20 protein-coding genes and 2 tRNA genes are annotated in these 24483 nt (G+C 70.7%); 11 read left to right on the top strand and 11 right to left on the bottom strand.

The annotated features are described in order from the left end of the window. Window positions 1-55 precede the first annotated feature (55 nt). The 3 genes from K377_RS20070 to K377_RS20060 all read right to left on the bottom strand — a co-directional run bounded on the left by K377_RS20070 (window position 56) and on the right by K377_RS20060 (window position 4394). Window positions 56-1996 carry a kelch motif-containing protein gene (locus K377_RS20070; RefSeq protein WP_111664792.1) on the bottom strand — a complete coding sequence of 647 codons (1941 nt, stop codon included), beginning with the start codon at window positions 1994-1996 and terminating at the stop codon, window positions 56-58. Next, window positions 1993-3933, bottom strand: a complete 1941-nt coding sequence (locus K377_RS20065; protein WP_111664791.1) for a glycosyltransferase family 2 protein — start codon at window positions 3931-3933, stop codon at window positions 1993-1995. The genes K377_RS20070 and K377_RS20065 overlap by 4 nt, the downstream gene beginning before the upstream one ends. Window positions 3934-4320: 387 nt before the next feature. Beyond that, a tRNA-Lys gene (locus K377_RS20060) sits at window positions 4321-4394 on the bottom strand. A 207-nt stretch (window positions 4395-4601) separates the two neighbouring features. Here K377_RS20060 and K377_RS20055 point away from each other — a divergent pair. From K377_RS20055 to K377_RS20025, 6 genes are all read left to right on the top strand, one after another. After that, window positions 4602-5906, top strand: coding sequence for a peptidoglycan-binding protein (locus K377_RS20055; protein ID WP_111664790.1), 1305 nt, complete (start codon window positions 4602-4604; stop codon window positions 5904-5906). A 155-nt stretch (window positions 5907-6061) separates the two neighbouring features. Next, window positions 6062-7183 carry an SPFH domain-containing protein gene (locus tag K377_RS20045; RefSeq protein ID WP_111664789.1) on the top strand — a complete coding sequence of 374 codons (1122 nt, stop codon included), beginning with the start codon at window positions 6062-6064 and terminating at the stop codon, window positions 7181-7183. 132 nt (window positions 7184-7315) lie between these two features. Then, window positions 7316-7915, top strand: a complete 600-nt coding sequence (locus K377_RS20040) for a lytic polysaccharide monooxygenase (protein WP_111664788.1) — start codon at window positions 7316-7318, stop codon at window positions 7913-7915. Between the two features lie 116 nt (window positions 7916-8031). Then, the gene (locus K377_RS20035) at window positions 8032-8514 is read left to right on the top strand and encodes a DUF3592 domain-containing protein (protein WP_181512606.1); all 483 of its coding nucleotides are present in this window, start codon (window positions 8032-8034) and stop codon (window positions 8512-8514) included. A 26-nt stretch (window positions 8515-8540) separates the two neighbouring features. Further along, window positions 8541-10211 (top strand): AMP-binding protein, encoded by a 1671-nt coding sequence (locus K377_RS20030; protein ID WP_111664787.1) that lies wholly within the window; start codon window positions 8541-8543, stop codon window positions 10209-10211. Between the two features lie 53 nt (window positions 10212-10264). Beyond that, window positions 10265-10338, top strand: a tRNA-Lys gene (locus tag K377_RS20025). 167 nt (window positions 10339-10505) lie between these two features. Here K377_RS20025 and K377_RS20020 read toward each other — a convergent pair. The 5 genes from K377_RS20020 to ehuB all read right to left on the bottom strand — a co-directional run bounded on the left by K377_RS20020 (window position 10506) and on the right by ehuB (window position 14567). Next, window positions 10506-11276 (bottom strand): IclR family transcriptional regulator, encoded by a 771-nt coding sequence (locus tag K377_RS20020; protein ID WP_161195065.1) that lies wholly within the window; start codon window positions 11274-11276, stop codon window positions 10506-10508. 172 nt (window positions 11277-11448) lie between these two features. Beyond that, window positions 11449-12264, bottom strand: a complete 816-nt coding sequence (gene ehuA / locus K377_RS20015) for an ectoine/hydroxyectoine ABC transporter ATP-binding protein EhuA (RefSeq protein ID WP_111664785.1) — start codon at window positions 12262-12264, stop codon at window positions 11449-11451. Continuing rightward, window positions 12254-12871, bottom strand: a complete 618-nt coding sequence (ehuD, locus tag K377_RS20010; protein ID WP_111664885.1) for an ectoine/hydroxyectoine ABC transporter permease subunit EhuD — start codon at window positions 12869-12871, stop codon at window positions 12254-12256. Before ehuD ends, ehuA begins: the two co-directional genes overlap by 11 nt. A gap of 47 nt (window positions 12872-12918) precedes the next feature. Continuing rightward, complete coding sequence (gene ehuC / locus K377_RS20005; RefSeq protein ID WP_111664784.1) at window positions 12919-13662, bottom strand: ectoine/hydroxyectoine ABC transporter permease subunit EhuC; 744 nt, start codon at window positions 13660-13662, stop codon at window positions 12919-12921. Beyond that, window positions 13659-14567 (bottom strand): ectoine/hydroxyectoine ABC transporter substrate-binding protein EhuB, encoded by a 909-nt coding sequence (gene ehuB, locus K377_RS20000; RefSeq protein WP_111664783.1) that lies wholly within the window; start codon window positions 14565-14567, stop codon window positions 13659-13661. The genes ehuC and ehuB overlap by 4 nt, the downstream gene beginning before the upstream one ends. A 100-nt stretch (window positions 14568-14667) precedes the next feature. Here ehuB and K377_RS19995 point away from each other — a divergent pair, with 100 nt between their 5' ends. Beyond that, window positions 14668-15219, top strand: a complete 552-nt coding sequence (locus K377_RS19995) for a DUF3830 family protein (protein ID WP_375605936.1) — start codon at window positions 14668-14670, stop codon at window positions 15217-15219. A gap of 28 nt (window positions 15220-15247) precedes the next feature. Here K377_RS19995 and K377_RS19990 read toward each other — a convergent pair whose 3' ends face one another. Beyond that, window positions 15248-16645 (bottom strand): amidase, encoded by a 1398-nt coding sequence (locus K377_RS19990; RefSeq protein ID WP_111664782.1) that lies wholly within the window; start codon window positions 16643-16645, stop codon window positions 15248-15250. A gap of 43 nt (window positions 16646-16688) precedes the next feature. Next, the gene (locus K377_RS19985; protein WP_111664781.1) at window positions 16689-17663 is read right to left on the bottom strand and encodes a D-2-hydroxyacid dehydrogenase; all 975 of its coding nucleotides are present in this window, start codon (window positions 17661-17663) and stop codon (window positions 16689-16691) included. A gap of 273 nt (window positions 17664-17936) precedes the next feature. On the opposite strand from K377_RS19985, the gene K377_RS19980 reads away from it, so the two are divergent. The 3 genes from K377_RS19980 (at window position 17937) to K377_RS19970 (ending at window position 20823) form a co-directional block, all read left to right on the top strand. Further along, complete coding sequence (locus K377_RS19980) at window positions 17937-18752, top strand: aspartate/glutamate racemase family protein (protein WP_111664780.1); 816 nt, start codon at window positions 17937-17939, stop codon at window positions 18750-18752. A 3-nt stretch (window positions 18753-18755) separates the two neighbouring features. Then, window positions 18756-19487, top strand: coding sequence for a decarboxylase (locus K377_RS19975; RefSeq protein WP_111664779.1), 732 nt, complete (start codon window positions 18756-18758; stop codon window positions 19485-19487). Window positions 19488-19725: 238 nt separating this feature from the next. Beyond that, window positions 19726-20823 (top strand): LLM class flavin-dependent oxidoreductase, encoded by a 1098-nt coding sequence (locus tag K377_RS19970; RefSeq protein ID WP_111664778.1) that lies wholly within the window; start codon window positions 19726-19728, stop codon window positions 20821-20823. Between the two features lie 10 nt (window positions 20824-20833). Here the strand turns inward: K377_RS19970 and K377_RS19965 are convergent, their stop codons facing one another. Beyond that, on the bottom strand, window positions 20834-22651 hold the full coding sequence (locus K377_RS19965) for a bifunctional diguanylate cyclase/phosphodiesterase (RefSeq protein ID WP_258395086.1): 1818 nt from the start codon (window positions 22649-22651) through the stop codon (window positions 20834-20836). 335 nt (window positions 22652-22986) lie between these two features. Between K377_RS19965 and K377_RS19960 the strand changes: the two genes are divergently transcribed. Then, complete coding sequence (locus tag K377_RS19960; protein WP_202455185.1) at window positions 22987-24246, top strand: M6 family metalloprotease domain-containing protein; 1260 nt, start codon at window positions 22987-22989, stop codon at window positions 24244-24246. Window positions 24247-24483: the final 237 nt, after the last annotated feature.

The following is a 24483-nucleotide window of genomic DNA, read 5'->3' as shown; positions in this document are numbered from 1 at the left end:
GGACGAAGGGCGCGGGGATCAACTCCCCGCGCCCTTCGGGCTGTTGTCGGCCGACCTACGGCACGTGCACCCACTGCGCCTTGCTGGGCGTGCCCTGATCGTCCGTCACGAACAGCATGTACCAGCCCGATTCGACCAGTGAGCGGCTCTTGGGCACCGTCACCGTGATCGAGTCGCCGGACTTCTTCAGGTCCAGCGCGACCGACGTCTGGTCGACGTCCGTGACGTGCGTGGACGCGCTCGGCCTGATCAGCCGCGCCGTCTTGACGGCCGAGGCGTGGGCCGTGCCGTACGTGGCCGATCCGCCGCGCCTGATGGTCTGCTGACCGCTCTCCAGGGTCGGCCTGGAGTCCCGGTACAGATACGGCGGCGTGTACATCTCCAGGCGCTGCTCGAACACGCCGGGCTTGGTGTCGGCCTTGTCCGCGTAGAGCGAGTCCGAGCCGAAGAACAGCACCCGGCCGTCGGGCAGCAGCAGCGACCCCGAGTGGTAATTGCGGCCCACGGCCGGGTCGGCGACCCGCTTGAAGGAGTTGGCCTTCGTGTCGTAGATCCGGGCCTGGAGGATGTTGGAGTCACCGCGGCCGCGGTAGTCCTGCGAACCGCCCGAGACGAGGATCGAGTCGTCGGGCAGCACCGACGCCTGCGGGTAGCGGGTGCCCTTCTCCAGCGTCGGGCCGTCGGTGAACTCCGGCTTTTTCTTGGTGAGATCGACGATCCGGGTCTTGTTGCTGGACAGCTTGGACTCGCCGACCCCGCCGCCGCCGATCACCATGTACTTCTGGCTCTGCGCGGGCGGCAGCTCGACCGTGTTCGACGTCTCCATCATGTTCGCGTCGGACAGACCGGGGATCTTCTGGAACTTGTTGTCCGTCAGGTCCCAGACGCCGGGCTTGCGGCCGACGTTGTCGGGGCCGTAGCCCGCGTTCGACCCCGAGTAGAAGATCTTGCCGTTCTCCATCTGGAACAGCGCGGGGTAGGTGGGGAACTGGCGGACGTCCTTCGTCAGGTACGTCCACTTCTTCGTCTTCGGGTCGTACACCTCGTTCTTGCCGGGCACCAGCTGCCCGATCTCGTCGAGGCCGGAGACGGAGAGCACCCTGCCGTCCGAGAGCGTGGTCAGCGTGGGGTACCAGCGCGCCTCGTTCATCGGGTCGACCTTGATGTACTTCTCGGCGACCGGGTCGAACTCGTAGGAGTCGCGGATCCCCTGGAAGTCCTTCTTGTCGAGCGCGAGCTTCTGCGCGATGCCGTACACGTTGCGCGCGTCGGCGCCCGAGAGGCCCTGCACCCGGTAGTTGTCCTGGGTACCGGTCTCGTACTGGGTGCCGGAGCGCTGCGCCTCGACGTAGACCCGGCCGAGCCCGGGGTCGTTGCGCTGGAACGCGCCGGTCGCCGGGTCGAAGACCTTCTTGGCGCGCGGCACGACGATGTTGTCCTTGGCGACGAACGTCTTGCCGTTCTCCTTGCCGGTGAACTTCGTGCCGGCCTTGATGGTCTTCGGCTCGTCCGGGTCCTCGTTGTGCACGATCATCAGGCCGCCGGCCTTGGTGACGTCGCCCTTGAGCTTCTCGTAGCGCTTGGTGCCGCCCGCGATCAGCAGATTGCCGTTCGCCAGCTGGGTGTGGCCCGTGCAGAACAGGTCGGTCGGCGTGTCGATCTTCTTGATCGTGTTCTTCACCGGGTCGTAGAGCCGGGTGTCGAACTTCTTCGCGTCGAAGTTCTTCTGGTTGTTGCCCGACCCGGCGATCAGCAGGATCTTGCCGGTGTGCAGCAGCGCCGCGTGGATCGTGTTGAGGCGCAGGTCCTTGGGGAAGTCGATGACGTCCCAGTGCCCGTTCTCGGCCTTGTACTCCGGTCTGTTGATCTTGTACTCGTGGTACTTGGCCGATCCGAAGCGATACAGCCAGGGGCCGTTCATCCCGGCGAGCGCCGCCACCACCACCGTGCCGATGGCTATGCGCCGGGCACGGCGGCGGCTCGCACCGTCTTTCACTTGTTACGTCCCCCCAAGGAGATCTGCATGGTCTCGTCGTTGCCCCCGTCCGCGACCCAGGCGGGCTTCTGCTGCGGCACGCCGTGCGGTGGCGCGGCGTGGCGGGGGACGTACGACTGATCGGCCGGCTCGCCCGCGGGCGGCTTCGGCTTCTTCTTGTCCTGGCGCAGCATGTACCGCCAGGCGAACATCGGCAGCGCGGTGATCAGCAGCGCGAAGCAGGCCCAGGTGATCATCGCCGGGTGGGCGTGGCCGAGGACGAAGCCGGCCGTGATCGAGGCGCCGAAGATGACGATGAAGTACCAGTGGTAGCGGAAGGTGCCGAACCACCGGTCGGGGCTGGCCGAGTCGCCCTTCGGGGTCACGACGAACTTGCTCTTGCGGCGCAGCAGCGAGTCGACGAGCGCCTTCGCGTACAGCGGCGCCGACAGCGCGGACATGACCATACCGGCCACACCGCCGGAGCCCTCGGGCTCGTGCGGCGAGACGTTGTGCCGGCGGTTCCAGATGTAGAGGCCGATCTGGAGCGCGGAGGCGTTGCCGTACAGCATCAGCCAGACCGTCGGGTCGATGTTCACACCCGAGGCGCCGAGACCCAGGAACAGGGCACAACTCAGCGCCGCCAGAATCCAGTTCATGGCGGCCATCGGGTAGAAGATGATCATCATCGTGTAGTTGAAGAGCTTGCTCGGCGGGAGCGTGAAGAAGCCCTTCCAGTACTGCTTGAGGATCGTCTCGTACGTACCGCGCGACCAGCGCATCTGCTGGGTGAAGAAGTCCGTCCAGGCGCTGGGGCCCTCACCGACGGCCAGCACGTCGGGCGTGTACACCGAGCGCCACTTCCTGCCCGTCGCCGGGTTCTTGTGGCGGTGGATCTCGAAGCCGGTCGCCATGTCCTCGGTGATCGAGTCGTACAGGCCGCCGATCTGCTTCAGCGCGCTGATGCGCACGGCGTTCGACGTGCCGACGAACATCGGCGAGCCGTAGCGGTTGCCCGCGCGCTGGATCAGGGCGTGGAAGAGGAACTGCTGCGACTCGGCGGCCTTGGTGACGAAGTTGTCGTAGTTGCCGTACACCTGCGGGCCGATGACGAACCCGACGTTCGGATCGCGGAAGAAGCCGAGCATCCGCTCCAGGTAGTTGGGCATCGGCACGTGGTCGGTGTCGACCGAGGCGAAGAAGTCGTAGGCGTCGCCGTGCGCGTCCAGCCAGGCGTTGTAGTTGCCGTGCTTGGTCTTCGCGCGGTGCGGGCCCTTCGCCTGGTTCCACTTCGCGACGCCCTTGCGGGAGAAGTGGTGCACGCCGAGCCGCGCGCAGACCTCCTTGACCTCCGGGTCGTCGCCCTCGTCGAGGAGCCAGATGTGCAGAAGGCCCCGGTGGCGCAGCTTGACCGCCGCCTCCAGGGTCTTCGTCACCATCTCGATCGGCTCCTTGCCGGGCACGAAGGACGTCAGGAACGCCACTCTCGTACCGGTCTCGGGCACCACCGGGATCGGGTCTCTCGCGACCAGCGTCGCGTGCGCGTTCGACAGCACGTTCATGCAGCGGAAGAGCTCGATCAGGCCGATCGCGACGAGCATGACGATGTCGAGCGCCGGCAGGAAGTCGTACTGCACGTAGTCGCGCTCGGTCCAGTGCTCGGGCTGGAGCAGCCAGAACAGCAGGACGAGCGAGAGCAGCGGGGCCGCGCCCAGCATGAGCGCCGCGCGGATCCGGTGCGGCTCCTGCGAGAGCAGGGAGCGGTACTGCACCGTGTACGGCTTGCCCGGGTCGGGCTGGGTGAGGGGTCCGGCGAGTCTGCTGTAGTGCTCGTAGTCGTAGCGCGGCAGGCTCTTCTTTATGCGCTTGAAGCCGCCGGTGCGGTGCGGTGGCACCCGCAGCTGGGTCGTCTCGGACGGGTCGAACTGCCCGCGGGCACCCGTCGGCGTCGACGTCATGTTGAGTCATCCCCCCGCACGCGAGTCACCGCGTGGTCGTCGGTCGTCCGCCCGCGGACCGGTCCCCCTCGACCATCCCGGGCGTCTCAGTGGCTGGCCACCGTCCCACCCTCTCTAAGACTGGAACGACGACCTTCCGGTTGCATGATGCCCTCTTCGGCATCGCCGGGTGAACGGGACCCCCGTTCTCCGACGGCAACTGCTCTGCACCGTAAGTCCATTTGGCGCCAATGGCTCCATGACAGGGTGCTGTGCCCCACCTGCTGATCACAAGGGTGATTCGAAGCGAAACACGGTGTTTACCGGCCTTGCGCCGGGTTTGCCGATCACTCTCCGCACGGCAATGACGAAGGCCCCTCACACAGGTGAGAGGCCTTCGTACTGCTGTGCGCCATCAGGGACTCGAACCCCGGACACGCGGATTAAGAGTCCGCTGCTCTAACCAACTGAGCTAATGGCGCCCGCTGACCTGCATAACTTTACCCGAACTCCCGGGGTGCTCCCGACCGCCGTTGGCCAGTCGACGCGCCGAGGGGAAGGGTGATTTATGGCGATTTCCATCTTTCGGACCGTCAACATGCGGTTTGTCCGCACAGTTGAGACGCTGCCTGCGTGCGACGGCGAGGCTCGTCAGTTCATTGGCGGCTCTGGAGTGTGAGGGGAATCGCATGGAGGCTCCGGTATTCGAGGACTACGACCCGGCGGGCGGCTGCGGCTGCCCCGGGTGCGTCCGGTGGCGGCGCACCGCACCGCCGCAGGGACGGACCAGACTCGGCGCGCGGCACGCCCTGGCCGTCGCCGCGGCGGCCGGCACCGTCATCGGCGGTGTCCAGCTCACCCCGGCCGCCGCGGCCGGGCAGCACGAGGCGAGACCGGGTGAGCCCGCGCCGGGCGACGACGACGTCACCCCGCAGGGCGGCACCAGCGCGCTGCACGGAGCGCCGGGCCAGGCCGCGAACTCGGTGAACCTGGCGCAGGAGACCGCGCTGCGCGCCACGACCCGGGCGGCGATCATCAACCGCGCCAAGACCTGGGTGGCGGCCAAGGTCCCGTACAGCATGGACAAGTACTACAAGGACGGTTACCGCCAGGACTGCTCGGGCTTCGTCTCCATGGCGTGGGACCTGCCGGGCAACGAGTGGACGGGCAGCCTCGCGGCGTTCGGCACCCGGATCACCAAGGCGCAGCTGCAGCCCGGCGACATCCTGCTCTTCCACAATCCGTCCGACCCGGAGAAGGGCTCGCACGTCACGATCTTCGGCGGGTGGACGGACTACACCCGCAGCTACTACATCGCCTACGAGCAGACCCGCCCCGGCACCAGGAAGCAGTCCACCCCGTACGCGTACTGGAGCAATTCCAGCAAGTACCTCGCCTACCGCTACAAGGGCGTGCAGGCGGGTTCCACCTCCGGCGGGGGCACCTCGACGACGAAGTTCCCGGGCGCCGGGTCCTTCGGGCCCGGGGCGAACAACGCCTACGTCACCCAGCTCGGGCGGCTGCTCGTGGAGCGGGGCGGCAAGCGGTTCTACAGCCAGGGCCCCGGCCCGCGCTGGAGCGACGCCGACCGCAGGGCGACCCAGGCGTTCCAGAAGGCCCAGGGCTGGAGCGGGGCCGACGCCGACGGGATTCCCGGGCCGACGACCTGGTCGTACCTGGTGACCGGCAAGGGCAAGGACATCCCGGCCGCGAGCAAGGGCGCCTCGGGCGCCAAGGGCTCCGCCGCCGCGAAGGCCCCGGCCTTCCCCGGCCGGTCGGTGTTCCGGCCGGGCGCGAGCAGCGCCGCCGTGACGAAGCTCGGCGAACAGCTCGTGAAGAAAGGATTCGGCAAGTACTACACGAAGGGCCCGACCCCTCGCTGGGGCGAGGCCGACCGCCGCGCCGTCGAGGCGTTCCAGCGCGCGCAGGGCTGGCGGGGCGCGGCGGCGGACGGTTATCCGGGGCCGGAGACGTGGAGGCGGCTCTTCTCATGACGGCTACGGGGATCGAGGCGGGGTCCGAGACGACGGCCGGGGCGCAAGCGGCGGCCGGGGCCGGGACGACGACCGGGACCGAGGCGGCGGACGTCCGTGGCCGGCAGCGCCCGGGTGTGCGTGCCGAGGCAGAGCGAGAGAGTGATGAGGAAGCGATGACCGAAACCACCGAGACCGGGGAGCGGCCGCGTGGTGCGCGGCTCATCCAGAACGAGGCGACCACCGAGATCCCGGTCCACCTCCTGTTCCGAGACGACCCGGACCCGGTGGCCGTGCCGCTGCGCCCCGCGGTGGTCGGCACCGGCGCGGTCAAGGGCGGCCCCGGCAGGACCACGGCCCCGCGCCGGATGCCGCCGCGCGCCCCCGCCCGCCCGGCGCCCACCGTCGACCCGGACCTTCAGGAGCGCGGCGGGCGGGCGCTGCCCGGCGCGCTCGGGGTGCTCGGCGGGCTGGCCGGCGCGGCCGGTGCGGTGGCCTCGCTCGGCTGGGCCGGGGCGCTGCCGCAGATCGTCACGGAGATCGCCGGTCTTTCCCGGTACGAGGGGACCGGGTTCGGGCCCGAGCAGTGGGCGGCGGCCGCCGGTTCCGGCGCGCTCGCGCTGTTCGGCTTCGGCGGGCTCGCGCGCGGCCGCGCCGGGCGGGCCTGGGTGCTCACCCTGTTCGGCCGGTACCGCGGCACGGTCCGCAAGTCCGGGCTGCTCTGGGTGAACCCGCTGCTGCTGCGCCGCCGCACCGACGTGCGCCTGCGGCACTGGCGCAGCGAGCCGATGCCCGCGGTCGACGCCAACGGCGTGGCGCTGCGCGTCGTCGTCCTCGTGGTGTGGCGGATCAAGGACACGGCCCGCGCCGCGTTCGGGGTCGAGGACCACGAGACGTACTTGCGCGAGTGCGTGGAGGCGGACATGGCGCGGGTGCTGTCCCAGCTGCCCGCCGACGCCTTCCACGAGGACGCGCCGACCCTGCGCAACGCCGAGGCCGTCGGCGACCTGCTCACCCGCAAGCTGGCCGCGGACGCCGAGCCGGTCGGCATCGAGGTCTTCTCCGCGCAGCCCACCCGGATCGAGTACGCGCCCGAGGTGGCGGCCGCGATGCAGCGCCGCCGGATCGCCGCGCTCGACGCGCAGCACCGGGACAGCGTGCTCACCTCGGTCGTGGACTCGGTGGAGGACGCGGTGACCCGGCTGACCACCCGGGGCCTGGTGGAGCTGGACGACTACGAGCGCAAGGCGCTGGTGAAGGACCTGACGGTCGCCTTCTACACCGGCCGGGGGGAGTGACGCGGGGATTCCGGAGTCTGCGATTGGTATGGACATGTTCAACTCCCGGCAATACATTGGGAGTTGGTCTAGACCTGGAACATCGCTGTGCGCACGGCTTCCGGAAGTCCCCACACCCCCAGGAGCGGCAGCATGCGTAACAAAAAGATCTACGCGGCCTTGCTCGGCCTCACCACCGCCGGGGCGTTCGCCCTGTCGGCGGGCGGCGCGAGCAGCCACGGCTACACCGACCTGCCCATCAGCAGACAGAAACTCTGTGCCAACGGCACCGTCGCCAACTGCGGCAACATCCAGTGGGAGCCGCAGAGCGTCGAGGGCCCCAAGGGCTTCCCGGCCGCGGGTCCCGCCGACGGTCAGATCTGCTCGGCGAACCACGGCGAGTTCGGCCAGCTCAACGCGGCCAAGCAGCCCAACGGCTCGGCCTGGCCGACCACCAAGGTGACGGGCGGTCAGAGCTACACGTTCCGCTGGCAGTTCACCGCGCGGCACTCCACCACGGACTTCCGCTACTACGTCACCAAGAACGGCTGGAACGACAGCCAGCCGCTGACCCGCGCCGCCCTGGACACCACCCCGTTCCTCACGGTGCCCTACAGCGGCCAGCCCCCGGCGACCCTCTCGCACTCCGGCACCCTGCCCTCCGGCAAGTCCGGCCACCACGTGATCCTCGCGGTGTGGACGATCGCGGACACGGCGAACGCCTTCTACGCGTGCTCGGACGTCACGTTCTGAGCGGGGAAGTTCTGAGCTTCCCTTGAGCGGCACCGGCCCTGCGCCCGGGTAGCTTCCCCGTACGCCGACGAGTCTTCGCCGGCGTACGGGGGAGTGGCCGACCACGGGGGTGGGGCATGGAGTTCTTCTTCGTCGGGATCGCGACGATGGTGGCGGCGCTGGTGGTGGCGACCGGCGTCGCGCTGCTGCGCCGCGGCCTGCGGATCCGGCGGGCGTGGCACGGCGGGCGTACGTCCGAGGCGCGCTGCCTGCGCGTGCTCACCAATACGACCGGCGGCGACTCGCCGACCACCTACCGGAGCCGGGTGTACGAGTTCACCACGCGCGAGGGCCGCACGGTCCGCATCACCGGGAACGGCGGGCCCGACACGGTCCTGGAGGGCGACACCGTCATGGTGCGCTACGCGGCCGACGCGCCCGAGCACGCGACGGCCGAGCCCTACCGGCCCGTGGCGCTCGCGGTGGGCATGGGGTGCATCGGTCTGTTCATGGCGGCCGCGCTCGCCGTGTGCGTCACCGTCATGGTCATCGCGCTCACCGCCGGATCGCCGGACGAGCCGGAGGTCCCGGACGACTTCCCCACGGGTCTCCACTTCTGACGGTACGTCAATTATGGTGCGCGGCCATGGGATCCGACACGCGCACCTTCGCGGAACTGGTCCAGGCCCGATGGGGCGACCACCGGCCCGGTCTCGCGTACGAGGACCAGACGCTCAGCCACCACCAGGTCACCGCGGGCGCCGCCGCCCGCGCGGCGCTCCTCGGCGACCTGCTGCCGGCCGCCGCCGAGCCGCACGTCGGCGTGCTGCTCGACAACACCCCGGAGTTCCCGCAGTGGCTGGCCGCCGCCGCGCTGTCCGGGGCCGCCGTCGCCGGGCTCAACCCCACCCGCCGCGGCGCCGAGCTCGCCCGCGACATCACGCACACCGAAGTCCGGGTCCTGGTCACCGACCGCGCCCACCTCCCCCTGCTCGACGGGCTCGGCCTGCCCGGCGTCCGCGTCCTGGTCACCGACACCGGCGCCTACCAGGAACTGCTCACCCCGTACGAGGGCGCCGAACCGGAGATCGCCGCGCGCGTCGGCCCCGGCTCACGCATGCTCCTCTACTTCACCTCCGGCTCGACCGGCGCCCCGAAGGCCGCCCTGTGCAGCCAGGGCCGGCTCGCCGCCGCGGGCCGCTCCCTGGTCGACACCTTCCGGGTCCGCCCCGACGATGTGCACTACATCTGCATGCCGCTCTTCCACGGCAACGCGGTCATCGCCGACTGGGCCCCGGCCGTCGCGGCGGGCGCGGGCGTGGCGCTGCGCCGGCGTTTCTCGGCGTCTGGGTTCCTGACCGACGTACGACGGTTCGGCGCGACCTACTTCACGTACGTGGGCCGGGCCGTCCAGTACCTCCTGGCCACCGACGAACGGGCCGACGACAAGGACAACCCGCTGCGCGTCGGGTTCGGGACCGAGGCGGGCGCGGTGGACGCGGCCCGCTTCGAGGCGCGGTTCGGCGTGCGGCTCGTCGAGGGGTACGGGTCGTCCGAGGGCGGCGCCGCCGTGCAGCGCACCGCCGACACCCCGCCGGGCGCGATCGGCCGCGCCGCGCCCCACGACGACCTCGTCGTCCTCGACCCCGGGACGAAACGGGAGTGCCCGCCCGCCGCCTTCGACTCGGGCGGGCGGCTGGTCAACGGCGCCGAGGCCATCGGTGAGCTGGTCAACCGGGGGCGCTCGCCCTTCGAGGGGTACTGGCGCAACGACAGCGCGTACGCGGAGCGGGTGCGCGAGCACGGCTGGTACTGGACCGGCGACCTCTTCTACCGGGACGCCGAGGGGTTCCTGTACTTCGCGGGGCGCGGTGACGACAAGATCCGCGTCGACAGCGAGAACCTCGCCCCCGCCATGATCGAGAACATCCTCGCCCGCTGGCCGGACGCGGCGGCCGTCGCCGTGTACGGGGTGCCCGATCCGGTCGCCGGGGACCAGGTGATGGCGACGGTGGCGCCCCGCGAGGGGGTGGTGTTCGACCCTCTCGCCTTCGGGGAGTTTCTGCTCGGGCAGGGGGATCTCGGTACGAAGATGGCGCCCCGTTTCGTGCGCGTGGTGGACCGGATGCCGGTCACCGCGACCAACAAGGTGCGGCGCGGGGAGTTGCGGCGGGAGGGGTTCTGGGGCGGTGCCGGTGAGCTGTGGTGGCGGCCGCCTGGGGCTGCCGCGTACCGGGTTCTCTCTCCGGGGGAGCGGGACGGTCTCGCCGCGGCCTTCCGTGACCGGGGCCGGGCTCACCTGCTCGACCCGCGCTGACCTCGTGGTCGGGACCACCCCCGCGGACCAGGTAGTATTTACCTCGTCAACCGGCGCCATTAGCTCAGTTGGTTAGAGCAGCGGACTCTTAATCCGCGTGTCCGGGGTTCGAGTCCCTGATGGCGCACCTAAGTCGAAGGCCTCCCGTTCGCGGGGGGCCTTCGTCGTTGTCGGCTGACGGCCGGTGGGGCTTCTCGCGCAGTTCGCCGCGCCCCTGAAGCGAGCTGCGCTCGCTCAGGGGCGCGGGGAACTGCGCGGCCAGCCACGACGAGAGCCGCACCCGGCCCCCGGCGATCAGATCGCCAGGGACAGCAGGACCGGGGCCGCGCTCTGGTTGAGGCGGTCGGCCGCGTGGTGGAGGCGGTGGGCGTGTTCCACCGGGAGGGAGAGGGCGAGGCAGCCCACGGAGGCGCCGGCCGTGATCGGGACGGCGGCACAGACCGTGCCGACCGCGTACTCCTGGAGGTCGAGGACCGGGACGGTCGCCGGCTGGGCCGCGAGCTTGGACAGCAGCACCTTCTCGTTCGTGATCGTGCGAGAAGTGAGGCGGGCCATCTTGTGCCGGGAGAGATGATCCCGTCGGCCGTTGACGTCCAGCTGCCCGAGCAGACTCTTGCCCACGGCACTGGCATGCGCCGAGACCCGGAAATCCACCCACTCGTTCACCGGCGGAGCCTCGGGCCCGGACGCGACCTGCGTGATCCGGACCTCGCCGTCGATGTACCGGCTGATGTAGACGGCGGCCCCCACGGTGTCCCGCAGCTCGTCCAGTGTGAACTGGAGCTTGGCGGCGAGCGCGGCCTCGTGCCCGTCGGCCGCGCCGAGCTGATCGAGCGTGGCCCCGGCGAGATACGCGCCGTCGGCGGCCTGCTGGACATACCCCTCGCGCCGCAGCATGCGCAGCATCTGCGTCAGCTGGTCCGCGGGCAGACCGGTGACGCGCGCCAATTCCGTGTCGGTGATGCCGACGCCCCGGCGGGCGACGGCGTCCAGCACGCGCAAAGCGTGCTGCACCGACTGGTGCGGCTGGTACGACGACGCGTCCTTGTCGTGCTTCAGCGCCACGGGATCCCCCTGCATGGAACGGTTCCGGACAGCTGGCTTCGTCCACGATAGCCGCCAACACACCCAGAAGGGGCGGTGGTTGGGGAGATTGGTGGCGCGTTCCGTACCCTCTCAGCAGGAACGCGCCACCCTGGCATATGCCAAAGTCATGCCACGACCGGTGCGCGGCTGGTCACAGGACCGCGCTCAGGAACTCCCGGGTGCGCTCGTGCTCGGGGTCGCTGAAAATCTTCTCCGGCGATCCGGACTCGATCACCCGGCCCGCGTCGAACATCAGGACCTGGTCGGAGATGTCCCGGGCGAAGTTCATCTCGTGGGTCACGCAGAGCATGGTGATGTCGGTCGTGTGCGCGATGTCGCGCAGGACGTCGAGGACGCCCGCGACCAGCTCGGGGTCGAGCGCGGACGTCACCTCGTCGAGCAGCAGCACCTGAGGACGCATCGCGAGCGCCCGCGCGATGGCCACCCGCTGCTGCTGGCCGCCGGAGAGCTGCGAGGGGTATGCGTCGCAGCGGTCGCCGAGCCCCACCATGTCGAGCAGCTCGCGGGCCCGCTGCTCGGCCTCGTCCTTGGGCAGGCCGAGCACGGTGACCGGCGCCTCCATGACGTTGCGCAGCACCTTCATGTTCGGGAAGAGGTTGAACTGCTGGAAGACCATCCCGATGTTCTTGCGGACCTCGCGGATGTGCTTCTCGCCGGCCGGGACCAGCTTGCCGTTCTTCTGCTCGTGGGTCAGGTACTCGCCGCCCACCGTGATCGTGCCCTCGTCGGGCTTGAGCAGCGTCATCAGCAGCCGCAGGATCGTCGTCTTGCCGGAGCCCGACGGGCCGATCAGCGTCACGTGCTTGCCGGAGGCGACCGAGAAGTCCAGCTCGTCCAGGACGGTGTTGGCCCCGAACCGCTTCACGACCTTGTCGAAGCGGATCAGCTCGCTGCCGTCCACCGCGGGATTGGGCTGCTCGTTGGACAGGTTCGTGTCAGTGGACAAGGCGGCGCTCCAGGGATCGGAGAAGAAGGGAGGCGAGGTAGGAGATGACGATGAAGGCCACACCGACGACGGTGAGCGCCTCGGTGTACTGGAACGTCTGCGCCGCCTGGAGGCGGGAGCGCTGGAGCAGTTCCAGGACGCCGATGCCCGCGAGCAGCGGGGTGTCCTTCAGCATCGCCACCACGTAGTTGCCGAGCGCGGGCACGACGCGGCGGATCGCCTGCGGCAGGATCACCGCGGTCCACGTCTTGCGGTACGGCAGGCTCAGCGCGCGGGCCGCCTCCCACTGGCCGACCGGCACGGCCTCGATGCCCGCGCGGTAGACCTGCGCGGTGTACGTCGAGTAGTGCAGGCCGATCGCGACGACACCGGTCGTCAGCGCGGAGAACTGGATGCCGGCCTCGGGCAGCACGAAGTACAGGAAGAACAGCTGGACCAGGAGCGGGGTGTTGCGGATGAACTCCGTGATCAGCCCGACGGGCCAGCGGACGAAGCGCGTGGGTGCCCGGAAGGCGAGGGCCCAGAGCAGGCCGACGCTGAAGGAGATCAGCGAGCCGTACAGCAGGACCTGAAGGGTGACGAGCACGCCGTCCCAGAAATGCGGCATGAAGTCGCTGACGGCGGACCAGTCCCAGCTGGTCGCGGCGGTGGTGATCACGGGGCACCTCCTCCGCCCACGGGAAGCTGAGCGGTCTCGTTCTGCTGGCGGAGGCTGAGCTTGCGCATGACTCCGGCTCCTGAGGCGGGCTTCTGCCCGAGTCCTGCCTTGGTCTTCTTCTCCAGCGCGCGCATCCCGCGCGTCAGCACGAACGCGATCACGAAGTAGATGACGAGCGTGATCGTGTAGATCTCCGCGCTCTCCGTCGTCGCGAGCCGCACCAGGTACGCGGCGAACGACACGTCACCGATACCGAGCAGCGACACCAGCGCGGTGCCCTTCAGCAGCTCGATCAGCAGGTTCGAGAACGGCGGGATCATCTCCGGCACGGCCTGCGGCAGCAGGATCAGCCGCATGCGCTGCCACGGGGTGAAGCTCAGCGCGACCCCCGCCTCGCGCTGCGCGGGCGCCACCGCGTTCAGGGCGCCGCGGACGATCTCCGCGCCGTACGCGCCGTAGGACAGGCCGAGCGCGAGCACGGCCGCCCACATCGGTACGAGGGACCAGCCCGCGAGCTGCGGCAGGACGAAGAAGATCCAGAACATCAGGACCAGGGCGGAGGTGCCCCGGAAGATCTCGGTGTACAGACCGGCGACGAACCGTACGATCCACAGCCGGTGGGTGCGCGCGGCGCCGACGCCGAACGCGACCACGGTCGCGAGGGCCGCGCTGAAGACGGTCAGCTGGATCGTGACCCAGATGCCCGGAAGTACCCAGTGTTCCCACAGTCCGGAGGTCATCGGCACAGCTCCTCGGCGGTCAGCGTCGTCATCTCCGCCTTGGTGAAGCCGAACGGCCGGAGAATCCGGAACAGTTCGCCGCTCTTCTTCATCTTGTGGATCTCGACGTTGAAGGCGTCGCGCAGCTTGGTGTCCGCGCGCCGGAAGGTGAAGCCGCCGCCGTCGACGTGCTTCTTGCCGTCCACCAGCGGCGCGAACGGGTCGGTGGCCTCCGCCTTGCGGCTCTTCTTGGTGACCTCGCGCGTGGTCAGCGCGGTCCCGGCGAAGACGTCGATGCGGCCGGCCTCCACGGCGTTCAGCCCGGCGACCTGATCCTGGAGGATCACGATCTCGGACTCCTTGTAACCGGCGTCCACCGCGTACTGGATCTCCGCGTAGCCGGTGCCGGTGCCGAACTTGGCCTTGGACTTCACGACGTCGGCGTAGGAGTGCAGGTTCTTCGGATTGCCCTTCGCGACGATGAACGAGTCCAGCATCTGGTACTCGGGATCCGCGAAGATGACCTGCTGGCAGCGTTCCTTGTTGATGTACATCCCGGCGGACACGACGTCGAACTGCTGCGTGTTCAGGCCGGGGATGAGCGAGGCGAAGTCGGTCGCGACCGGCTGGACTTTGGCGACACCCAGCCGTTTGAAGATCACTTTGGCCAGTTCCACCGCCTCGCCGGTGAACTTCCCGCTGTCGTCGATGTATCCGTACGGCACCTCTCCCGCGATGCCGAGTCGCACGGTTCCCTGTGACTGCAACCGGGCGAGCGTGTCACCGCTCGGCACCCGACTGCAGCCCGCAGCGCCGAGAGCACCGGCCGCGCCGAGCGCTCCGACGCCGGCGAGCAGTGATCGTCTGCGGACACCCTGTCTTCCGAACGGTTTCCCGTTCGTACGTATCTCAGTTGGTGGAGCCATGGGCGCGCGGCTACCCGAACGGAACCAATCCATGCCGATCAATTCACGCCCCTGGTGCGGCTGATGCGGTCTTGACCGCGAGGGGTGACCGAGGCCGACCATGGAACGCATGGCTGACTCCACGACTGAATCCGGCACCCGTTTCATCGAAGTCTCCCTGGCCAAAAGGGGAGTTGCCTGCACGGCCAGGCTCCTCGACGACCGCGCTCCGCTGACCTGCGCGGCCGTCTGGGACGCGCTGCCGCTCGTCTCCGACGTCTACCACGCCAAATACGCGCGCAACGAGATCTATGCCCTGTTCCCGGCATTCGCGGAACAGGAGCCACCGCTGGAGAATCCGACGGTGACGCCCATTCCCGGCGACCTCTGCTATTTCTCCTTCAACGGGACGCAGTTGGGCTCCCAGTCCTACGGCTACGGCTCCGGCGCGGGCCTGAGCGCCGGTTCCCCGGTGATCGACCTGGCCCTGTTCTACGAGCGCAACAACCTGCTCATGAACGGGGACGTGGGGTGGGTGCCCGGGATCGTGTGGGGGCAGGTGGTGGAGGGGCTGGACGAGATGGCCGCGGCCTGCCAGGACCTTTGGCGGAGCGGGGCCGTGGGGGAGACGCTGGGGTTCCGCCGGGCAACATCAAGCCCCTCCGGCGATTGAGGAGCGGGGTCCGGGGCGGAGCCCCGGGCTACGGCGCGCTGACACCCGCGACCCCGGCCTCGTACAACGCATGCGCCACCCGGAGAACCAGCCCGTCCTGGTGACGGGCGCCGACCACCTGAAGCCCGACCGGCAGACCGTCCCCGTCCACCCCGACGGGAACGGTCGCGGCCGGCTGCTGCGTGAGATTGAACGGGTACGTGAACGGAGTCCACCCCGTCCACCGCCGCAGCCCCGACCCCCGCGGCACCTCCACCCCGGCCTCGAACGCCGTGACCGGCAGCGACGGCGTCACCAGCACGTCGTACGCCGAGTGGAAGACACCCATGCGCCGCCCCAGCTCCATCCGCACATCCACCGCGGCGAGATAGTCGAGCGCGCTCATCCGCGCCCCCTGCGCGCAGATGTCCCGCAGCCCCGGATCGAGCAGCTCGCGCTGGGCGGCCGAAAGGCGCTGCGTGACCCGGGCCGCCCCGCTGAACCACAGGGTGTGGAAGGCCCCGACCGGATCGGTGAAGTCCGGGTCGGCCTCCTCCACGTACGCGCCGAGCCCGGCGAGCCGCTCGACGGCCGAGCGCACCGCGGCCGCGACCGGCGCCCGCACCGCGACCTGCCCGCCCAGCGACGGCGAGAACGCCACCCGCAGCCCGCGCACCCCGCCCTGGATCCCCTCGCGGAAGCTGCCGCCCGCCGGGCCGAGCCCCGACCAGTCGCGCGGATCGGGGCCGGAGATCACGTCCATCAGCAGCGCCGCGTCGGCCGCGGTGCGCGTCATCGGCCCCACGTGCGCGAGCGTGCCGAACGCCGACGCCGGATACAGCGGCACCCGCCCGTACGTCGGCTTGAGCCCGAAGATGCCGCAGAAGGCGGCCGGGATGCGCACCGAGCCGCCGCCGTCCGTGCCGAGCGACAGCGGCCCCGCGCCGACCGCGACCGCCGCCGCGCTGCCGCCGCTGGAGCCGCCGGCGGTCCGCGTGGTGTCGTACGGGTTGCGGGTCACGCCCGACAGCGGCGAGTCGGTGACGCCCTTCCAGCCGAACTCGGGCGTGGTGGTCTTGCCGACGAACACGGCGCCGTGCTCCCGCAGCCGGGCGACCGACGGCGCGTCCTCCGTCCAACTCCCCTCCGCCCGAACCGTCTTCGACCCCCTGAACGTCGGCGCCCCGCGCTGCAACAGGATGTCCTTGACCGTCACCGGGACCCCGTCGACGAGCCCCTGCGGCTCGCCGCGCCGCCACCGCCCGGCGCTCTCCGCCGCCGCCGCGAGCGCCCCTTCGGCGTCGACGCGCACGAACGCGTTCAGGGCGGGCTCGGTCTCCTCGATCCGGGCCAGCACGGCCCGGGTGGCGTCGACGGGGCTGAACTCGCCCTTGCGGTAGCCGTCCAGCAGATCCTGCGCGGTCAGTCCGGTGAGCTCGGCCGTCATCCGTCCTCCAGTGCCAGGGGTCCGGTCGGTGCGTCAGTGGTGATCAGCTGCCGGGGACATACCCACGTTTCTTGTCGACTACATTCATCAGCGGCCGCCCGTTCTCCCACCGGCCGAACAACTCCACGAACTGGCGGCCCAGTTCGTCCCGCCAGCCGACTGTGTCGCCGCTCATGTGCGGGGACACGATCAGCCCGGGAGCGGTCCACAGCGGGCTGTCGTCGGGCAGCGGTTCGTGCTCGAAGACATCGAGCGCGGCGCCCGCGATCCACCGCTTGCGCAGGGCGTCCACCAGGTCGGACTCCACGACCAGCGGCCCGCGCCCCACGTTGATGAACCGCGCCGACGGCTGCATCAGGTCGAACCGGCGGGCGTCGAACATGCCGCGTGTCTCGTCCGTCAGCGGCGCCGCGCACACCGCCCAGTCGGCGCGGGCGAGCAGCCGGTCCAGGTCGGCCGGGCCGTGCACCCCGGCCCGGGCCCGCCGGCCGACCAGCGCCGTGGTGATGCCGAGCGCCTTGAGCTGCTTCACGATCGCCTGCCCGATGGGGCCGGTGCCGACGACACAGGCACGCGTCCCGCCGATCCGCTGCGTCTCGCGGTGCCGCCACTGCCGGTTCGCCTGGAAGCCGACCGTGGCGGGCAGGTCCTTGCCCATCGCGAGGACGAGCGCGGCGACGTACTCGGCGATCGGCTGGTCGAAGACACCCCGGGCGTTCGTCAGCACGGAGTCGGAGGACACGAGTTCGGGGAACATCAGCCGGTCCACGCCCGCGCTCGCCGTGTGCACCCAGGCCGGCCGCGCACCACGACCCGGCCACGCCTCCCGCACCGCGTCCGACAGGAAATCCCAGACCAACAGCACATCGGCGTACGGGAGTTGATCACGCAGCTCGGCGGCGTCCGCGGCGTGCAGCACCCGGGCGCGGCCGGTCAGCGCGCCGAGCCGGGGCGGCGGCGCGGGCGGGCCCGCGTCGAGGACGAGGACCGTGGGGCGACGCGCGTCGGGGCCGGACATCGAGGGGAAATCGTTTCGCAACGAAGCTCCGCTTTCCTGGGGATGGACAAGTCGGGAACATCGGGATCATGAACTGTGGGCGGTGTGCGCCGTCTCACGGCATCCCAACTGACATGCGCGGATTGACCACGCTGGCACCTGAACCTACCTTCGTCAACAGCGGTACCCCGTACGCGGGTTCCCGCCCTCGTCGCTGTCCCGACGTCCCGGCCCATCGCCGGCTCAAGCATCGCATCGGCACTCATCACGTCAGCTGAACCTGGGGCATGCTCTATGGACGTCTCATTCCTGGGGGGACCGCAGCCGCAGCGCGGCGTCGGCGTCGTCGCACCGTTCGACTTCGCTCTCGACCGTGAACTGTGGCGCTGGGTACCCGACGACATCTCCCTCCACCTCACCCGTACGCCGTTCGTGCCCGTCGAGGTCAGCCTCGACCTGGCCCGCCTGGTCAGCGAGCACGAGACGCTCGGCGAGGCGGTCCGGGCGCTCGGCGCCGCCGAACCGCAGGTCCTCGCCTACGCCTGCACCTCGGGCAGTTTCGTCGGCGGCATCGCCGGGGAACGCGCGATGTGCGAGGCGATGCGCAGGGCCGGGGAGCTTCCGTCCGTGACCACATCGGGGGCGCTGCTCGACGCCCTCGCCGACCTCGGCGCGCGCCGCATCGCGCTCGTCACCCCGTACACCCGCTCCGTCACCGAGTCCCTTGAGGAGTACCTGGCGGAGGCGGGCATCACCGTGGTGGGCCGGGCCTATCTCGGGCTGACCCGGCACATCTGGAAGGTCCCCTACCGGGACGTCGCCGACATGGCCCGCGCGGCCGTCGGCACCTGCGCCGACGCGCTCTTCATCAGCTGTACGAACCTGCCCACCTACGACGTCATCCCGCAGCTGGAGGCCGAGCTGCGGATGCCGGTGATCTCAGCCAATCAGGTCACGATGTGGGCAGCCCTCGCCCGACTGGGTACGCGAGCAGTGGGCCCCTACCAGGCGCTGCTCGACCCTGCGGCACGCCGGCAGTGGCCCGTGCCAGGACGTCAGGCAGAACAGCGTCTTCCGGAACTTCCGGAGGGCCAGGAAGGGTGGGCTTAGAGCATGACAGCGCTCGGATTTCTCTACCCCGGACACTCCGCGGAGGACGACTATCCGCGGATCGAGATGCTGATCGACAGCGACGTACGGCTGGCCGTCGTGCACACCGACATCGGCGAGGACGCGCACCGCGTCGACGCGCTGCTGCGCATGGGCGCGCCCGAGCGCCTGGCGGCCGGAGTCGAGGAACTGCGTCTGTCCGGTGCCGAGGCGGTGGTCTGGGCCTGCACCTCCGGCAGCTTCGTCTTCGGCTGGGACGGCGCCCACGACCAGGTCCGCGGGCTCGCGCAGGCCGCGGGGCTGCCCGCGTCCAGCACGTCCTTCGCCTTCGCGCACGCGCTGGGGGAGCTCGGGGTGCGGCGGGTGGCGGTCGCCGCGACCTATCCGTCGGACGTCGCGGACCATTTCGCCACGTTCCTCAAGGCGGCCGGTGCCGAGGTGCTCTCCGTGCGCGGCAGCGGCATCATCACCGCCGCCGAGGTGGGCACCTGGGGGTGGGACGAGGTCCTCGCCATGGCGCGGGCCGGGGACCATCCCGACGCCGAGGTGGTCCTTCTCCCGGACACGGCGCTGCACACCGCCGCGCACATCTCCGACCTGGAACGGGAACTCGGCAAACCGGTCCTCACCGCCAACCAGGTCACGGTCTGGGAGGCCCTCCGCCTGGTCGACCGCCGCGTGAACGCTCCCGCTCTGGGTGCGCTGTTCACGAAGGAGCCGGTGATTCAGGCGTAGTCGTTCGGGTGCGGCCCGGTGGCCTCTTCTCGCGCAGTTCCCCGCGCCCCTGAGATGCGCACTTCGTGCGGCATCTCATCAGCACCCCTGAGCGAGCGCAGCTCGCTTCAGGGGCGCGGGGAACTGCGCGACCAGCCCCCACCGGCCGTCAGGTGGCGAACGAGGGGGGAATAAAGCGGAGTGCGCCTCCGTTAAGCCCGAGGTCCAGCCCAGATGTAGAGCTACGCAGGAGGACCCCGTGCCGGCCACCCAAGACGAGATCCGCGGCGCAGCCCACGGCACCGCCCCCACCCCCCTCTCGGTCCTGGACCTGGTCACCGTAGGAGCAGGCCGCACCGCGTCCCAGGCCCTCGCCACCGGCGTCGACATCGCCCGCCTCGCCGAACGCCGCGGCTACCACCGCTACTGGGTCGCCGAGCACCACTCGATGCCCGGCGTCGCGTCCAGCAGCCCGGCCGTGATCCTGTCCCACCTGGCGGCCCACACGGACCGCATCCGCCTCGGCTCCGGCGGCGTCATGCTCCCCAACCACGCCCCCCTGGTCATCGCGGAGCAGTTCGGCACCCTGGAAGCCCTCGCCCCGCACCGCGTCGACCTCGGCCTCGGCCGCGCCCCCGGCACCGACGGCGCCACGGCGGCCGCCCTGCGCCGCAGCGACCGCCTGAACGAGGGCGCCGACGACTTCCCCCAGCAGCTCGCCGAGCTGATCCGCTTCCTCGACGACGACTTCCCGGACGGCCACCCGTACTCCCGGATCCACGCGGTCCCTGGCCCGGTCCAGGCCACGTCACCCGGCGGCGTCCAGGACCCGCACCGCCCGCCGATCTGGCTGCTCGGCTCCAGCGGCTTCAGCGCCCGCCTGGCCGCCGGCCTGGGCCTGCCGTTCGCCTTCGCGCACCACTTCTCCGCGCAGAACACCATCCCGGCGCTCGACCTGTACCGCGAGTCGTTCCGCCCCTCCTCGGTGCTCTCCGAGCCCTACGCCCTGATCGGCGTCTCGGCGCTCGCGACCGACGACGACGGCACGGAGGCCCGCCGCCAGGTGCTGGCCGCCGCGCTCAACATGGTCCGGCTGCGCACCGGCCGCCCCGGCCTGGTCCCGACGCCGGAGGAGGCGGAGGCGTACCAGTTCAACGAGATGGAGCGGGACTTCGTCGACTCCTGGAACTCCAACGTCATCCACGGCACCGCCGACGAGGTCCGCTCCGGCCTCGACGACCTCCAGAAGCGCACCGGCGCGGACGAGCTGATGCTCACCGCCAACGCCCACACCGGTGAGGTCCGGCTGCGCAGCTACGAACTCATCGCGGACGCCTACGGGATGCCGCAGGGCTGACCGGGCGGGTTCAGGAGACGGGCGCGAGCAGCCGGGAGATACGGTCCGGCGCCACCGGCCGGGAGTACAGCCACCCCTGGCCGGTGTCGCAGCCGATCCGGCGCAGCCGCTCGGCCTGCTCGGCCGTCTCCACGCACTCCGCGGTCACGGTGAGCCCGAGCCGGTGCGCCAGCTGCACCATCGCCTCCACGATCATCGCGTCCGCCGGATCGGAGGGCGCCGCCCCGTCCTCGTACTGGAAACCGCGCACGAACGACCCGTCCAGCTTCAGCACGGACACCGGGAGGCGGCTCAGGTAGGCCAGGTTCGAGTACCCGGTCCCGAAGTCGTCGATGGCGATGCGGACGCCCATGTCGCTGAGGGCCTGGAGCGCCTGGAGCGGCCGTCCGGCCGAGCCCATGACGGCGGACTCGGTCAGCTCCAGCTGCAGCAGTTCGGGCGCGAGCCCGGTCTCCGCGAGGATCCGCGCGACGTCGGCCACCAGATCCGAGTCCCACACCTGCCGCACCGCGACGTTCACACTGACGAAGACGGGCGGCCCGGCCGGGTTCTCCAGCTGCCAGCGCCGCGTCTGCGCGCACGCCGTGCGCAGCACCCACAGCCCCAACTGCACGATGGAGCCGTCCTCTTCGGCGAGCCCGATGAACCGATTCGGCGTCAGCAGCCCGAACTGCGGGTGCCGCCAGCGCACCAGCGCCTCGACCCCGCGCAGCGCCCCGTCCTCCAACTGCACGAGCGGCTGGTAGTCCAGGACGAACTCGCCCCGCTCGACGGCGGGCCGCAGCCCCGACGACAGGGCCTGCCGGGTCATGCGGTGTGCGTTGCGCTCCGGGTCGAAGAGGGTCCAGCGGGCCTTGCCGTCGGCCTTCGCCCAGTACAACGTGGTGTCGGCGGCCTGCATCAGACCGGTGGTCGTCGTCCCGATGGCCTGCCGCTCGACGACGCCGACCGACGCGGAGACCGACAGCCGCTGCCCGGTCAGGTCGAACGGCTCCCGCAGCGCGTCCAGCACGGACTGCGCCAGATCGGTCGCCTGCTCGGTGCCGGTCGACTCCTCCACGAGCAGCGCGAACTCGTCGCCGCCGAGCCGGGCCACGAGCGGGGCGCCGGTGGTGTGCCGGGCCCGCTCCGCGCAGTGCGCGAGCCGCTGGGCGACGGCGGCCAGCAGCCGGTCGCCGACATGGTGGCCGAGGGTGTCGTTGACCGCCTTGAACCCGTCGAGGTCGAGGTAGCACAGGCCCACCCGGCCGGTCGTGCCCGTCTCGTCGTACGCGCCGGCCTCCAGGGCGGCGGTGAGCCGCTCGAAGAACAGGGCGCGGTTGGGCAGTTGCGTCACCGGGTCGTGCATCTGGAGATGGCGCAGCCGGGACCGCAGCTCGCGGTGGGCGCTGAGATCGTGCAGCGAGACGAGGACGACCTCGGTGCCCGGCACCGGCGCCAGCGTGACCCGGGTCCACATCGAGTGGCCGACGGGGTGCTTGAGGCGGCGGGTGCGCGAGAGGCGGGCCTGCCGGCCGTGCAGCACGTCCTCGTACGCGTCCCGGGTGCGCGGGTCGGAGGAGAGGTCGAGCAGTTCGGCGGCGAGGCGCCCGATGACCGGCTGGTCGCTGTCCCCGCCCAGCAGGGCGAGCGCCGCGTGGTTGGCCCCGACGATCAGCCCGGCGCGGTCGACGACCGCCATGGGGAGGGGCGCGGCGAGGAACGCGGACCGGTAGGCGGCATCCGGGGAATCCCGCCGCGGCCGGCCACTCTCCGTGAGGGAAGCGGGGCGCCGGAGCGGTGCGGATGCCTCGGTCGCCGTCGTGGGCCCATCGGGCTGTGCGCTCACCGTTCGCTCCCGCAGTGCGTCGTCTGGTTGCGTGTTCTGGTGCGGCCGGGTCCCGGCAGGAAAGTGTGCCGATCATAGAGGCAGGTCGGACGGCCTATCCAGCCTGTTCCGCGCACCGACGCGGTCCCGGTGGGGGCACCGGGGGACCGGCAGATCGTTTCTGCTCGGGCCGGGCCGGGCTTCTTCCGAGCGGCGACCACCCTGGATCATCTGTGACGTTCGGTGACCGCCGGGGTGTCGGCCGCTCACTCGTCCGGGCCAGATAAACAGGGCGAAGTGTGACAACTGCACACAGTCTGGGTGGGGTGTCCCGCATTCCCCGTCCGGAGGTCGACTTGCCGCGTCCGCAGCCACCCGGGGGAGTGGACAAGCGCCGTCTGCGTGCCACCGCCGCCGCGCTGACCGCTCTCACCGCCCTGGCCGCCATCGGCCTGGTCGCGGGTCCCGCCGCGGCCGCGCCGCCCTACGCGGGGCCGTGCGCCCTGGAGCGCACCGCCGCCCACCACTCCGAGGGCCTGGACTCGTGGAACTCCACGTATCCGCGCCCCGTCAAACCTCTCAACGCGGTCATGGTCTTCCTCTCCTTCCCCGACTGGGAACCGGCGACCACCCCGCGACAGCTGGCGGCCGACTACTTCCCGGCGACCAGCGACTTCTTCGAACGCGCCTCGTACGGCAGGTTCCGGCTCGTTGCGCACCCGCAGCGGACGTGGATCGAGATGCCGCACGCCTCGACCTCGTACGCCATAAAGCGCGACTGGAGCGCGGCGCACCGCAGCGCCTATCTCCGCGACGCCCTCGCGGCGGCGGATCCGGCGACCGACTTCAGCAAGTACGACGTCGTGTACTTCGTCGCCGACCCGGACGCGCCCGGTGTCGACTCGGACGCGACTAAGGTCGTGAACTTCGACCGGCCGATGCGCGCGGACGGCACCGACATCCGCCGGATCGTCACCGTCTTCGAGCACCACCCGCCGGACCGCAACGTCCTCGCGCACGAGACCGGCCACGTCTTCGACCTGCCCGATCTCTACCACCGGCCGACCGACGGCGAGGGGGACTGGGACACGTACGTCGGCGACTGGGACGTCATGGGCAGCCAGTTCGGGCTCGCTCCCGACTTCTTCGGCTGGCACAAGTGGAAGCTGGGCTGGCTTCCGTCGAGCCAGGTGACGTGCGTGACGCACCCCGGGGACACCCGGCTGACCCTGGAGCCGCTGAGTACCGCTCCGCGGGCGGCGGGGGCTCCGTTCGGCACCGGTGACGGTACGAAGCTCGCCGTCGTCCGGACCGGGCCGTCCAGCGCCATCGCCCTGGAGGCGCGGGGCGCGGGCGGCAACGACGACGCGACCTGCTCCCAGGGGGTCCTCGTCTACCGCGTCCGCAGCGACTCCGCCTCCGGCGCCGGGCCGGTCCAGGTCCTCGACTCCCACCCGTCCACGGAGGCCTGCTACGGCGACTCGGTCTACCCGCCTCTGGCGGACGCCCCGATCCAGGAGGGCGAAAGCTTCTCGGTCCCCGGGGAGAAGCTCCGCATTGAGGTGGGCGACCGGACGTCCTCGGGGTCATGGACGGTGAAGGTGACGACGGGCTAGTCGGGAGGGCGCGCCTCTCGTCGTGGCTGGTCGCGCAGTTCCCCGCGCCCCTGGGTTGTCGGTCACGCGCGCCCCGGTGGCCGCTTCTCGCGCAGTTCCCCGCGCCCCTGAGGCAGGCGCTTCGCGCCGCCTCCCCTTGAGGCTGCGCTCCGCGCGCCTCCCGATAGGGCAGCGGTGGCGCGCCTCTCTGATGAGATGGCGCACGAAGTGCGCATCTCAGGGGCGCGGGGAACTGCG

This window comes from Streptomyces sp. PsTaAH-137 (assembly GCF_003259365.1).
In the GTDB taxonomy this organism is placed as follows: Bacteria; Actinomycetota; Actinomycetes; order Streptomycetales; family Streptomycetaceae; genus Streptomyces.
This window is presented reverse-complemented; position numbering and strand designations above follow the sequence as displayed.